Annotated in this window: 11 protein-coding genes and 1 other RNA gene; 8 read left to right on the top strand and 4 right to left on the bottom strand. The window is 64.0% G+C overall.

Features of this window, described 5'->3' with window-relative positions; all coding sequences use genetic code 11:
- Positions 1-36 precede the first annotated feature (36 nt).
- From pstC to phoU, 4 genes are read left to right on the top strand one after another with little or no spacing between them, the layout of a single operon-like run.
- A complete protein-coding gene (gene pstC, locus CUR21_RS06870) occupies positions 37-1497 on the top strand; it encodes a phosphate ABC transporter permease subunit PstC (protein ID WP_100196274.1) in 1461 nt (486 codons plus the stop codon).
- Positions 1494-2855, top strand: a complete 1362-nt coding sequence (pstA, locus tag CUR21_RS06865; RefSeq protein WP_100196273.1) for a phosphate ABC transporter permease PstA — start codon at positions 1494-1496, stop codon at positions 2853-2855. Before pstC ends, pstA begins: the two co-directional genes overlap by 4 nt.
- A gap of 25 nt (positions 2856-2880) precedes the next feature.
- Complete coding sequence (pstB, locus tag CUR21_RS06860; RefSeq protein WP_100196272.1) at positions 2881-3678, top strand: phosphate ABC transporter ATP-binding protein PstB; 798 nt, start codon at positions 2881-2883, stop codon at positions 3676-3678.
- A 14-nt stretch (positions 3679-3692) separates the two neighbouring features.
- Positions 3693-4403 (top strand): phosphate signaling complex protein PhoU, encoded by a 711-nt coding sequence (gene phoU, locus CUR21_RS06855; RefSeq protein WP_100196271.1) that lies wholly within the window; start codon positions 3693-3695, stop codon positions 4401-4403.
- A 115-nt stretch (positions 4404-4518) separates the two neighbouring features.
- On the opposite strand, the gene ffs is transcribed toward phoU, so the two are convergent.
- The 3 genes from ffs to CUR21_RS06840 form a co-directional block, all read right to left on the bottom strand.
- Positions 4519-4617, bottom strand: an RNA gene (gene ffs / locus CUR21_RS06850) — signal recognition particle sRNA small type.
- Between the two features lie 56 nt (positions 4618-4673).
- The gene (locus CUR21_RS06845; protein WP_157791956.1) at positions 4674-5309 is read right to left on the bottom strand and encodes an HAD family phosphatase; all 636 of its coding nucleotides are present in this window, start codon (positions 5307-5309) and stop codon (positions 4674-4676) included.
- A 120-nt stretch (positions 5310-5429) separates the two neighbouring features.
- On the bottom strand, positions 5430-7325 hold the full coding sequence (locus CUR21_RS06840; RefSeq protein ID WP_157791955.1) for a bifunctional 2',3'-cyclic-nucleotide 2'-phosphodiesterase/3'-nucleotidase: 1896 nt from the start codon (positions 7323-7325) through the stop codon (positions 5430-5432).
- A 237-nt stretch (positions 7326-7562) separates the two neighbouring features.
- Between CUR21_RS06840 and nudC the strand changes: the two genes are divergently transcribed.
- The gene (gene nudC, locus CUR21_RS06835; RefSeq protein WP_100196268.1) at positions 7563-8516 is read left to right on the top strand and encodes an NAD(+) diphosphatase; all 954 of its coding nucleotides are present in this window, start codon (positions 7563-7565) and stop codon (positions 8514-8516) included.
- 91 nt (positions 8517-8607) lie between these two features.
- A complete protein-coding gene (locus CUR21_RS06830) occupies positions 8608-9078 on the top strand; it encodes an SRPBCC family protein (RefSeq protein WP_100196267.1) in 471 nt (156 codons plus the stop codon).
- A 36-nt stretch (positions 9079-9114) separates the two neighbouring features.
- On the opposite strand, the gene CUR21_RS06825 is transcribed toward CUR21_RS06830, so the two are convergent.
- Positions 9115-9945, bottom strand: a complete 831-nt coding sequence (locus CUR21_RS06825; RefSeq protein ID WP_100196266.1) for a prephenate dehydratase — start codon at positions 9943-9945, stop codon at positions 9115-9117.
- Positions 9946-10068: 123 nt separating this feature from the next.
- Between CUR21_RS06825 and CUR21_RS06820 the strand changes: the two genes are divergently transcribed.
- Complete coding sequence (locus CUR21_RS06820) at positions 10069-10584, top strand: cytochrome c family protein (protein WP_100196265.1); 516 nt, start codon at positions 10069-10071, stop codon at positions 10582-10584.
- A 174-nt stretch (positions 10585-10758) separates the two neighbouring features.
- The gene (locus CUR21_RS06815; RefSeq protein ID WP_100196264.1) at positions 10759-12621 is read left to right on the top strand and encodes an extracellular solute-binding protein; all 1863 of its coding nucleotides are present in this window, start codon (positions 10759-10761) and stop codon (positions 12619-12621) included.
- Positions 12622-12636: the final 15 nt, after the last annotated feature.

The raw sequence follows: 12636 nt of genomic DNA, 5'->3' as shown, positions 1-12636 counted from the left end.
AGCGCCGCCCCCACATCTTTTGCGCGCAGGATCACCATGACCGTCGCCCTCACTTTAACCGTTTTGCTTGTTCTGGCCGTGGCCGGTTTTGTGTTGGGGCGCCGCCGCGCCGTGGCCTCGGCTCAGGGCAATATCCGGGTTCTGCATTCCTTGCCGAATTACTACGGCTGGCACGGGGCGATCATGGCCGCAGTGCCGGCTTTGCTGGCTCTGGCCGTCTGGCTGATCCTTCAGCCGATGGTGGTCGAGCGTCAGGTTCTGGGATATTTTCCCGCCGACAGCGTGGAAAGCGACGCTGCCCGCACGCTGATCATGGCCGATGTGCGCCGCGTGGCGAACGGGCTGGATGTGGCTGTGGCGCGGGGCGCGCTGACAGACGTTCAGGCCCGCGAAGTCAGCACCACCACGGGATCGATCCGCGAAGTGCTGGGCACCGTCGGCGTGGCGCTGGGGGCCGAGGTGACGCCGCAAGTGCTTGAGGCCGCGCAACGCAGCCGCGAGCTCAACCTCTCTGGCGCATGGATGCGCACCGTGCTGACGCTCACACTTGCGCTTGCCGGGCTGGCCTATGCGATCAAGGTCACCGACAAGGATTTTCGCGCCCGCAACCGGGTGGAGCGGGTGATGCTGGCGCTGTTGATGCTGGCCTCCACCATCGCCATTCTCACCACCGTGGGCATCGTGATGTCGATGCTGACCGAAAGCCTGCGCTTTTTCTCGATGTATCCATGGCAGGATTTCTTCCTCAGCCTGACATGGTCGCCCTCTTTCCAAGGCAACAGTCAACTGGGCCTCGCGCCGCTCTTGTGGGGCACGCTCTACATCAGCCTCGTCTCGATGCTGGTGGCGGTGCCGATCGGGCTGTTCACCGCGATCTATCTGGCGGAATATGCAAGCCCCCGCCTGCGCGCGATCATCAAGCCGATGATCGAGATCATCGCGGGCATCCCCACCGTTGTGTTCGGCCTGTTCGCGCTGGTGACCGTCGGCCCCTTCCTGCGGGACGCTTTTGCCCAGCCGCTGGGGCTTGGCACGTCGGGCTCTTCGGTGATGACCGCCGGAATCGTGATCGGCATTCTGAACATCCCCTTCATCTCCTCCTTGGCCGATGACATCATCAATGCCGTGCCGCAGTCGATGCGTGACGGGTCTTATGGTCTGGGCGCCACCAAATCGGAAACCATCCGTCAGGTGGTCCTGCCCGCCGCCCTTCCCGGCGTGGTGGGGGCGATCCTGCTCGCCGCCAGCCGCGCCATCGGGGAAACGATGATTGTGGTGATGGGGGCCGGGGCGGCCGCGCGGCTTGACCTCAACCCTTTCGAGGCGATGACCACAATCACCGTCAAGATCGTCAGCCAGCTGACCGGCGACACCGAGTTCAACTCGCCCGAAACCCTTGTGGCCTTTGCCCTCGGGATGACCCTTTTCGTGATCACGCTGGGCCTGAACATCGTCGCCCTGATCATCGTGCGCAAATATCGGGAGCAATACGAATGACCGACGCAACCGCCTCTGGCCTTCCCGAAGCCCGGTCGCAGGGTGGCGCGTCCTTGCTTCAGCAGGACGCGCTGATGAAACGGCGCAATGCCGCCGAAGCCCGCTTCAAGTTCTACGGCATCGCCGCCATCTCGATCAGCCTGATCACCCTTTGCGTGATGCTGTGGACCATCTTCTCCGATGGGGTCTCGGCCTTCCGTCAGGCCAGTCTTGAACTGACCGTCACGATCGACCCCGAGCGGCTGGACCCGGAAGGCGACCGCAGCCTTGAATCGCTCAGCAAGGTCACCACGATCGGCTACGGGAACCTGCTCTCCGGCGCGTTGAACGACTATATGGCCGAACGCAACATCTCGGTCGAAGGCGTGACCCCGAAGCAGGTCGGCGACTTCATCTCGCGCGATGCGCCGGCGCGGTTGCGCAACATGGTGCTGGCCGACCCCGATCTTCTGGGCCAGACGATCCGCTTTTCCACCTTCGCCTCGGGCCGGATCGATGGCTATCTCAAGGGCCGTGTCACCATGGCCTCGGCCGAACGCGACAGCAACATCACCCCCGCCCAATTGCAACTGGCAGACCGCCTGGTCGAGGCCGGGGTGCTGACCAGCGCGTTCAACTGGCGCTTTCTGACCAACCCCGACGCCTCGGATCAGCGCCCGGAATCGGCAGGGCTTGGCATCGCCATCATCGGCTCGCTTTACATGATGTTCCTCGTGGCGATCATGGTGCTGCCCATCGGCGTGGCCGCGTCGATCTATCTTGAAGAATTTGCCCCGAAGAACAAATGGACCGACATTATCGAGGTGAACATCTCGAACCTCGCCGCTGTGCCGTCCATCGTCTACGGTATCCTTGGTCTGGCGATCTTCATCAACTTCGCCAAGCTGCCAGCCTCGGCCCCCATTGTGGGCGCGCTCGTGCTCACCCTGATGACATTGCCCACCATCATCATCGCCACCCGCGCCTCCTTGCGTGCGGTGCCGCCCTCGATCCGCGATGCCGCCCTTGGCGTCGGCGCGTCCAAGATGCAGACCGTCTTTCACCATGTGCTGCCGCTGGCCGCCCCCGGCATTCTGACGGGGACGATCCTTGGCCTTGCCTCGGCCTTGGGCGAAACCGCGCCGCTTCTCCTGATCGGGATGGTGGCCTTCGTCGCCAACTACCCGGCAAGCCCGCTTGATGGCGGCTTTTTCGACCCGGCCACCGCATTGCCGGTGCAGGTTTACTCTTGGGCCTCGCGCTCAGACCCGGCCTTTATCGAACGCTCTTCGGGCGCCATCATCGTGCTGCTGGCCTTCCTGCTGGCCATGAACATCATCGCCATCCTGCTGCGCCGCCGCTTTGAACGGCGCTGGTAACAGATCGCACAAAGGTGCCTTCCAAATGAACGACATGCGAATTGTGGAGAGAGACGTGGACACCCAGAAGGCCAAGATCACGGCGCGTGGCGTGCAGGTGCATTATGGCACCACCCACGCGCTGAAGGATGTCAACGTCGATATCCTTGACAACACCGTGACCGCCTTCATCGGCCCCTCGGGCTGCGGCAAATCCACCTTCCTGCGTTGCCTGAACCGGATGAATGACACCGTGGCCTCGGCCCGCGTGTCGGGGGAAATCCTGATCGATGGCGAGAATATCTATGACAAACGGGTCGATCCGGTGCAGCTGCGCGCCAAGGTTGGCATGGTGTTCCAAAAGCCCAACCCGTTTCCAAAGTCGATCTATGACAATGTGGCCTATGGCCCCAAGATCCATGGCATGACCCGCAACAAGGCCGATCTGGACGAGATCGTGGAAAGTGCCTTGCGCAAGGCCGCCTTGTGGAACGAGGCCAAGGACAGGTTGAACGCGCCCGGCACCGGCCTGTCAGGCGGCCAGCAACAGCGCCTGTGCATCGCCCGTGCCATCGCCACCTCGCCCGAGGTGCTTTTGATGGACGAACCCTGCTCGGCGCTCGATCCGATCGCCACTGCACAGGTCGAAGAGCTGATCGACGAACTGCGCGCCTCGTTCTCGGTGGTCATCGTCACCCACTCGATGCAGCAGGCCGCGCGCGTGTCGCAGCGCACCGCCTTTTTCCACCTTGGGAATCTGGTCGAATATGGCGAAACCGGCACCATCTTCACCAACCCCACCGACCCGCGCACGGAATCCTATATTTCCGGCCGGATCGGCTGAAGGGGGGCCATCACATGCAATCCGATCCGCATATTCTCCGCGCCTTTGACCGCGACCTTGAAGCGGTGCAGGCGCTTGTCCTGCGCATGGGCACCCTTGTCGAAGAGGCCCTGCTGTCGGCGGCACGCGGTCTGCGCGACCGTGACATCGCCTTGGCCCAGCAGGTCCGTCAGGGGGATGCCGCCGTGGATGCGCTGGAAGAACAGATCAATCAGGAATGCGCGCGCGTCATCGCCTTGCGCGCCCCCACCGCCAGCGATCTGCGCACCGTGCTGACCGTGATGAAGGTTGCTTCGAATCTGGAACGCTGCGGCGATTACGCCAAGAATCTGGCCAAACGCTCCACCGTGCTCAATCAGTCCCCGCCCATCGGCGATTCGGCGGCCTCGGTCTACCGCATGGCAACGGCCGTGCAGCAGCAGCTCAAGGACGCACTGGACGCCTATCTGCGGCGGGATGCCGAGCTTGCCGCCGCCGTGCGCCTGCGCGATCAGGAGATCGACCAGATCTACAGCGCGCTGTTCCGCGAGATCCTGACCCATATGATGGAAGACCCGCGCCACATCACGGGCTGCATGCATCTGCATTTCATCGCCAAGAACATCGAGCGCGTCGGTGACCACGCCACCGGCATTGCCGAACAGGTGATCTATCTGGTCACCGGCACTCTGCCCGCCGATCAGCGCCCGAAAGGCGATACCACCGCCTTTGAAACCGGCGCCTGACAGCGCGGCAGCCCCCAGAAATCCCAAAGCGCGGCCTCATCCGGGGCCGCGTTTTGCCTTGGCGCAGCAAAGCACGCGCCCCGAGGGGCCAGATGCATCAGCAAAAAGAGGGAAAGGGTGAGAGGCTGGACAACGACCCAAGCGGGGCTCGTTACGGCTGCTTCCTTCCGGACCTGACCGGGTTGGCGAGGCGCTCGCCCGCGCCAACCTCTCACCGCGTCAGATAGGGCAGGGGCGCGCCATTTGCAAGCCCCGAAGCGCGCCGGGCGTTCAGGTCCAGATCCCGGCCCAGCGGGCGCCATCGGTCAGGCTCGCCGCCACATGATGCGCAAATCGCCCCGAGGCGGGGATGATGTCGGGCACCTGCACCACGGTCATCCCCGCGCTGAAGGCGGCCTCGGCGCCGGGTTCGCTGTCCTCGAACACCAGACAGCGCGCCGGGTCCACCCCCAGCCGTGTCGCGGCCAGCAGATAGGGCTCGGGATGCGGCTTCGGCGCGGTCACATCGTCCCGGGTGATCACCGCGTGAAACGCTGGCCGCAGCCCGGCTTGCAGCAGGCGGGCCTCGGCCGGTTCGCGCCGCGACGACGTGACCAGCGCAAGCGCATGCCGGTCGCGCAGACCGTGCACAATGTCCGAAGCGCCGGGCTTCAACAAAAGATCCACCGCCTGTGCCGCCAGAAACGCGCTCTGCCAAGACTCGTGCAGTTGCTCCAGATCAAGCCCCGGAAACCGTTGCAGGATCAGCGCTGCGGAACTGATCTGATCCACCCCCACAAGGCTGTGCAACAGGTCTTCCACATCCGTATGGCCCTGCGCGGCAAAGGCGGCGGCACCCGTTTGCACCGTCAGCCGCTCGCTGTCGACCAGCGTTCCGTCAAGATCAAAGAATACGGCATCGAACACTGGGCAGGCCTCGCGCTGGGGGGTGACAGGAAACGGATAAAGGGCGACAGGCCCCGGCTTGCAACCGCCGATAGCAGATCGGCCCCCGATGAAAAAGCCCCCGGTGGCGGCAACCGCCCGCTACAGCGTCAGCCGCAAGCGCAAAAAGCCTTCGGGCGTGCGGTCCAGCGGCGTCAGCGCCAGATGCGGCACCTCGTCCAGATGCGCCGCCGCCATGGGGGAGGTCTCGAAGATCACCGATGTCTCGGGCGTTGCCGTAAAGGCCCAACCCGGCGCCTGCGCGGCCAGACCTGTCCCTTCGCCATGCGCCAAGGCCGCGCCAAGATGCGCAATCAGAATATCGCGGTTGGGCGTCTGCTCATCCAGCACCACCTGCCCCGTGCGCGGCGGTGCGTAGCCGCCATTGCCCGTGCCACGATAGCTGTTCGTCGCCAGAATGAAGCTCTGCTCGGGATCGACAGGCTGCCCTTTCCAGCACAGATTGCGGATGCGCTGGCCGCCTTGGGCAAAGGGCGGTTGCGTCAGGTCGATCTCATAGGTCAGCCCGCTGATCGTATCATACACAAAACAAGGCAGGTCGGGCGCCAGCAGGATCTGGTCGGCCACGCCCGGCAGGATCTGCCGATACCCCCGCGCGGAATACTCCAGCCAGCGCCGCAACTCCGCCCCGGTGACCCGCAAAGCCATGATCGTATTGGGATGAATGTACAGATCGGCGGCATGGCGCAACAGCACATCCCCTGCCGGAATATAGGTGTAATTCTCCGGTCCGCCCAAGCCCCCGGCCTTGAACGGGGCCGACGCCGAGAGCACCGGCAACTCTGCCAGCGGCCCTTCGGCCAGCCGTCGCGTCACATAGGCGGTCTGCGCCTGATTCACGATCTGCACCGAACGGCAATCGGTCAGCATCGCAAAAAAGCTGTGGATGGCCGTCGGGGTGTGGCCCACCGGCCCCCGCGCCCAAAGCCGGGTGGCCTTATGCGTGGGGCGCACCAGCGCCGTCAGCGCCGCATCGGGTTGCACCAAAGCGGTGGCCCCCCCCCGATCATCCCGTCCCGAGATCGGCCGCGCCTCAACCTGGTGTCCGCCAACCCGCCAGCCCTTGCCCTCTTGCCGCAAATCCAGATCGATCACCCCCAGATGCGAGCCGAACAGCCCCGGCATCACCGCGGGTTTCCCGTGCAAGGTGGCCGCATGCGAGTCCACCTCGGGCAGATCCGAAACCCCGGGCCCCGGAAACACCATATGGACATGCCCCATGATCACCGCATCCACCCCGTCGATCGCGGCAATCTGGCTCGCCCCGTCTGCCGGGCCGGTGCCATCGCGCGCGGGCCCGATGCCGCAATGGGCCAGCACCACGATCACATCCGCCCCCGCGTCCCGCAGCGGTGCCACCTGCCGCGCGACGCTGGCCGCCATCGGGTGCATCTGCGCCTCGCCCGCGATTGCCTGCCGGTCCCAGATCGCGGTTTCCGGCGGCAGCACACCGATGATCCCCAGACGCAGGCGGTGCATGCGCCCGTGCTGATCGGTCAGATCCCGCTGCACCACCACCCATGGGCGGATCAGCGGCCCCAGCGCGCTGTCCGCCCGGGCTTCGGTATTGGCCGACAGCACCGGAAAGCGTGCTTCGGTCAAGGCGGCGGTCAAGGCACCGATTCCCAACGAGAATTCGTGATTGCCAAGGTTGACCGCATCATAACCCAGATGCGTCATCGCCGCGATCATCGGATGGGGGCGCACCTGTTCTCGTGCCACATAATCGCCCAGCGGGCTGCCTTGCAGGAAATCACCATTGTCCAGCAAGACCGAACCCGCCACCTCGTCCCGCGCCTGCCGGATCAGGGTTGCGGTCAGGCACAGCCCCTTGCGCACACAAGGCGTGTCGGCGTGGTAATCATGGGCCGACAGGTGCATGTGCAGATCGCTCGTCGCCAGCAACCGCACGCGAAGCCGGGCTGTGGTCTCTTTGGAAGCCAAAGAGGGGTGATCCCCCCGCAAAACGGCCGTCATCTGCTGCGTTGACATCTGGACAACTGATACACCACCCGCCCCTGCGCACGTGATGGTTTAGAGTTAGAATAAGTCGTGTCCACCGGCACAGTCAAAAATGGTTCGACGCAAAGGGAATCCGCTCTTAGTTGTATTTTCACACTATCTGAGACCCGCCCGTTTGCGCCCGCGCGCGGCGCATGCCATCACTGGCGCGCGCAGATCCATCGGCGCAAGACAAGGACTTTGGGGGCGGCAATGCGGCTGGCGGAAACGGTAACTTTTGGCGGCTCCGGCCTGAACCGCGCGGCCGAAATGCGGGGCGACGCGGCGGAACAGGCGCGCCTTCTGGCGCGCGGGCAGGTGCTGCCGATCTGGCGTGGCAAACCGCTGTTGCGCGCGGGCGCAGGGCTCGCGTGGGTTGCACCGGATGCGCCGGTGCTGCACCACGGCGGGCCGCCCGTGTTTCTGGGCCTTGATGACGACCGCCCGTGCTTTGCCACCGACATCTCCGATTGGGTGCCCGAGGCCGGGGCCGAGGCGGTGCAATCCGGCTTTCTCGATCAAAGCGAACAGCGCCATCCCAGCCTGCCGCCCGAGCTTGCCTTCGCCGAGCTGCGCGCGGCGATGCTGCGGCTCACCCCGCGTGAGGCGGAACTGGCTGCCACCGCCAAGGCCGTGCTGCAATGGCACCGCAGCCACGGGTTCTGCGCTGTTTGCGGTGCGGCGTCGCAGCCTGCGATGGCGGGCTGGCAGCGCAACTGTCCGGCCTGCGGGGCCCATCACTTCCCGCGCACCGATCCTGTGGTCATCATGCTGGTCACCCATGGCAACCGCGCGCTTTTGGGGCGCAGTCCCGGCTGGCCCGAGGGCATGTATTCCTGCCTAGCCGGATTTGTCGAACCGGGTGAAACGGTCGAAGCCGCCGTGCGCCGCGAGGTCTGGGAAGAGGCGGGCGTGCGCCTTGGCGCCGTGCGCTATCTGTCCAGCCAGCCTTGGCCCTTTCCCGCCAGTCTGATGCTGGGCTGCGCGGCCGAGGCCGTGACCGATGCGATCACCCTTGATCCGGCCGAGCTGGAACATGCGCTCTGGGTCAGCCGCGAAGAGATGGTCGCCGTGATGGCGGGGAGCCACGCCTTCATCAAGCCCGCCCGCAAAGGGGCGATTGCCCATTTTCTCATCCAGAACTGGCTTGCAGACCGGCTGGATTGACGCCAGTTTTACCTCAAAGGGCGATCACAGCCCGGCGGCCCGGCGGATCTCTTTGTCTGGCCCGCGCAAAGCAGCAAGGCAGGGGATCAGGATGAAACTTTCGGCCCGCACCGACATTGAGGCACCGATCGAATTCGTCTATGCCGCCCTCGCCGATTTCGAGGCGTGGGAGCGGGCGGCGATGCGTCGGGGCGCCGATGTCCGCCGCACCGACAGTCTGCGCGCCCCCGGCCTTGGCATGGGCTGGCACGTCACCTTCCGCTTCCGGGGCAAGGAACGCCAGATCGACATCCGCCTCTCTACGATGGAGCCGGATGCCAAGCTTGGCTTCTCCGGCACCGGCCGCATGGTCGCAGGCGAGATGGCGCTGGATCTGCTGGCGCTTTCGCCCAAACGCACGCGGCTCATCCTGCACAGCGATGTGCGCCCGCTGACCATCGCGGCACGCCTGTTCCTGCAATCGATGAAACTGGCCAAGAACCGGGTTCAGGGCAAGCTGAACAAGCGGCTGCAGGACCTTGCGCTTGATCTGGAAACCCGCTTCGTCGCCAGCCGCCGCTGACCCTCCGCCTCGCCCCGTCCGGTCAGCCCCGTCCGGTCAACCCCGCGCGCGGTCCGATGGGTAAACCCCGATCACCGTGACCTTGTCGGTGAAATAGCGCAGCTCTTCCATCGCCAAGGCCAGATTGCGGTCTTCGGGATGGCCTTCCACATCGGCATAGAACTCGGTCGCCATGAAGCTGCCCCCGACCATATAGCTTTCCAGCTTGGTCATGTTCACCCCATTGGTCGCAAAGCCCCCCAAGGCCTTGTAAAGCGACGCCGGAATGTTGCGCACCCGGAAGGTGAAGGTGGTGATCATCTGCTCCGCCCGGCGGCTGTGATCGGCCTCACGGCTCATCACCAGAAAGCGGGTGGTGTTGTTCTTCTGATCCTCGATATGCCGCGCCAGAACGTCCAGCCCATAGATCTCAGCCGCAAGCTCGCTGGCAAGCGCCGCGCGGGTCTTGTTTCCGGCTTCCGCCACTTCGCGCGCGGCGCGGGCATTGTCGGAACTGACGCGTCCGGTGATGCCATGGCTGCGCAGGAACTGCGCGCATTGCGGCAGGATCACCACATGCCCATGCGCCTCGGTCACCTCTTCAAGGCGCGCGCCGGGCACGCCCAGCAAATTGACATGCACCCGCACAAAGGCCTCGTCCACGATGTGCAGCCCGGATTTCGGCAAAAGGCTGTGCACATCGGCCACCCGCCCATAGGTGCTGTTCTCCACGGCCAGCATCCCAAGATCCACCGCGCCCGACCGTGTCATCTCTACCACATCCTCGAATGTGGTGCAGGGAACCACCTCCATATCCGGCCGCGCCTGCTGGCAGGCCTGATGCGAATAGGCGCCCAACTCTCCCTGAAATGCGATTTTGCCAGTCATGCGAAGGCCTCCACGGAAGAACGGTGCGTAAAAAGGGGCAATAGGTCGCGCACCTACACCTTGAAACCCACATAGGGAAGCGGGTAGAAGCCCTCAAATCGGAATGCCAAGGGAAAGCGCGACATGTTCGACACGATGACGATGACCAAGGTGTTGGGGGCGGCCTGTGGCTCGCTTCTGGTGTTCTTGCTGGGCGGTTGGGCGGCCAGCGCGCTTTACACCACGGGTGGCGGCCATGGCGAAGGGCACGAACAAGCCTATGTCATCGACACGGGCGCCTCGGAAGAACCCGCCGAAGCCGAAGAGGCCCCGGATTTCGAAGCCATCTTCGCCGCAGCGGATGCAGGCGCAGGCGAAGCCGTCTTTGCCAAGTGCCGCGCCTGCCACAAGCTGGATGGCACCGATGGCGTCGGCCCGCATCTGAACGGCATCGTCGACAAGGCCAAGGCCGCCTCGGCGGGCTACGCCTATTCCGACGCGCTCCTTGGCATGGCGAGCGAGACATGGACGCCGGAAAACCTCTATGCCTTCCTGCAAAACCCGCGCGGCTATGCGCCGGGCACCAAGATGGCGTTCGCGGGTCTGCCGCGCAGCGACGAGCGTGCGAACCTGATCGCCTATCTCGGCACCACCAACTGATTTCACGCCCTGACAGGCGCAATTCCGATGCAAGGGCCGTCCTTTGGGGCGGCCCTTTCTCCTTTCTTGCACAGATCACGCAAACGCCACTTGAGACATCGACAAAGCGCGCTTTACTTTCCAACATGAACCAAAGCCGCGCAAAAGCGGCAAAGGCACAAGGGGAAGGTCGGAATGGCGATGGCTTATGGCAAATGGGCGGTGCTGGGGGCGGCGGTCGTGGCGGCGCTGCCGGTCTGGGCGCAAGAAACGGTGATCACCGCGCATGGCATCTCGACCTTTGGCGAGTTGCAATTGCCCGCCGATTTCCCCCACCTGCCTTACGTCAATCCCGATGCGCCCAAAGGCGGCGAAATCTCGGTCTGGGCCTTCGGTGGCTTCGACAGCATGAACCCCTATTCGGTCAAGGGCCGCGCGGCGGCGCTGTCTTCGGCCCCTTACGAATCCATCCTCGTCGGCACCGCAGATGAGATCGGGGCCGCCTATTGCCTGCTGTGCTCCACGCTGGAATATCCCGAAGACCGCTCTTGGGTGATCTTCAACCTCCGCCCCGAGGTGACCTTTGCCGATGGCAGCCCGCTGACAGCGGAAGATGTGCTGTTCTCTTACGAAACCTTCCTTGCAAAAGGCCTCACCGATTTCCGCACCGTGCTGGCCACGCAGGTCGAAGCGGTCGAGGTGCTGGACCCCCAGCGTATCAAGTTCACCTTCAAGGACGGTGTGCCCTTCCGCGACCTGCCCGCCGATATGGGCGGGCTGCCGGTGATCTCTAAGGCGCATTACGAAGCCAATAACCTTGATCTCGAAGAATCCAGCATGACCCCGATGCTCGGCTCCGGGCCCTACATGCCGGGACGCATCGATGTGGGCAAATCCATCACTTGGGTGCGCAACCCTGACTATTGGGGCGCGGATCTCCCGATGAACAAGGGCCGCAGCAATTTTGACAGCATCCGCGTCGAATATTATTCCGATTACGACGCCGCTTTCGAAGGCTTCAAGGCGGGCAACTACACCTTCCGCAACGAGGCAAGCAGCATCAAATGGGCCACCGGTTTTGATTTCCCCGAAGTCGCCAATGGCCAGATCATCAAGACCGAGCTTCCCGATGGCGCCAAGGCCAGTGGTCAGGCGTTCTTGTTCAACCTGCGCCGCGAAAAGTTCCAAGACCCGCGCGTGCGCGAAGCCATCGGCCTGATGTTCAACTTCGAATGGTCGAATGCCACGCTGTTCTACGATCTTTATGCCCGTGTGCATTCGGTCTGGGAAAACTCATGGCTGGAAGCCTCCGGCACCCCCACCCCGGCCGAGGCTGCGCTCTTGCAGCCCTTGGTGGATCAGGGCCTGTTGCCCGCCACCATCCTGACGGATGAGGCGGTGATGGCTCCCGAGTCGGGCGCGCGTCAGCTGGATCGTGGCAACCTGCGCCGCGCCAGCGCCCTCTTGGACGAGGCCGGGTGGACCGTGGGCAGCGACGGGATGCGCCGCAACGCCGCCGGGCAGGTGCTTTCGGTGGAAATGCTGAATGACAGCCCCACCTTTGACCGGGTGATGAACCCCTTCGTCGAAAACCTGAAGGCGCTGGGGATCGACGCCCGCATGACCCGGGTCGACAATGCCCAGATGGAATCGCGCACCCGTCCGCCATCCTATGATTTCGACATGATCACCGGAAACGCGCGGTCGTCCTACATTTCCGGCTCCGAGCTCAAGCAATTCTATGGTTCGGAAACCGCCGATGTTTCGGCCTTCAACGTCATGGGTCTGAAAAGCCCCGCCGTTGACCAGTTGATCGAAAATGTCATGGCCTCGCAATCGCTGGACGATCTGACCGTGGCCACCCAGGCGCTGGACCGCGTGCTGCGCGCCGAACGCTTCTGGGTGCCGCAATGGTATAAGAACACCCACACCATCGCCTATTACAACATGTACGAACACCCCGAGACGCTGCCGCCCTATGCTCTGGGCGAACTCGATTTCTGGTGGTACAACGCCGAAAAGGCAGAGGCCCTGAAAGCTTCCGGCGTTCTGCGATAACAAGAACAACAGGCA

This window comes from Pseudorhodobacter sp. MZDSW-24AT (assembly GCF_002794355.1).
Taxonomy (GTDB): domain Bacteria; phylum Pseudomonadota; class Alphaproteobacteria; order Rhodobacterales; family Rhodobacteraceae; genus Pseudotabrizicola.
This window is presented reverse-complemented; position numbering and strand designations above follow the sequence as displayed.

What these genes read in the sequence shown, in the direction of transcription:
- pstC (WP_100196274.1), top strand. Translation starts at nt 37, where the DNA reads ATGACCGTCGCCCTCACTTTAACCGTTTTGCTTGTTCTGGCCGTGGCC.
- pstA (WP_100196273.1), top strand. Translation starts at nt 1,494, where the DNA reads ATGACCGACGCAACCGCCTCTGGCCTTCCCGAAGCCCGGTCGCAGGGT.
- pstB (WP_100196272.1), top strand. Translation starts at nt 2,881, where the DNA reads ATGAACGACATGCGAATTGTGGAGAGAGACGTGGACACCCAGAAGGCC.
- phoU (WP_100196271.1), top strand. Translation starts at nt 3,693, where the DNA reads ATGCAATCCGATCCGCATATTCTCCGCGCCTTTGACCGCGACCTTGAA.
- CUR21_RS06840 (WP_157791955.1), bottom strand. Translation starts at nt 7,325, where the DNA reads ATGACGGCCGTTTTGCGGGGGGATCACCCCTCTTTGGCTTCCAAAGAG.
- nudC (WP_100196268.1), top strand. Translation starts at nt 7,563, where the DNA reads ATGCGGCTGGCGGAAACGGTAACTTTTGGCGGCTCCGGCCTGAACCGC.
- CUR21_RS06830 (WP_100196267.1), top strand. Translation starts at nt 8,608, where the DNA reads ATGAAACTTTCGGCCCGCACCGACATTGAGGCACCGATCGAATTCGTC.
- CUR21_RS06825 (WP_100196266.1), bottom strand. Translation starts at nt 9,945, where the DNA reads ATGACTGGCAAAATCGCATTTCAGGGAGAGTTGGGCGCCTATTCGCAT.
- CUR21_RS06820 (WP_100196265.1), top strand. Translation starts at nt 10,069, where the DNA reads ATGTTCGACACGATGACGATGACCAAGGTGTTGGGGGCGGCCTGTGGC.
- CUR21_RS06815 (WP_100196264.1), top strand. Translation starts at nt 10,759, where the DNA reads ATGGCGATGGCTTATGGCAAATGGGCGGTGCTGGGGGCGGCGGTCGTG.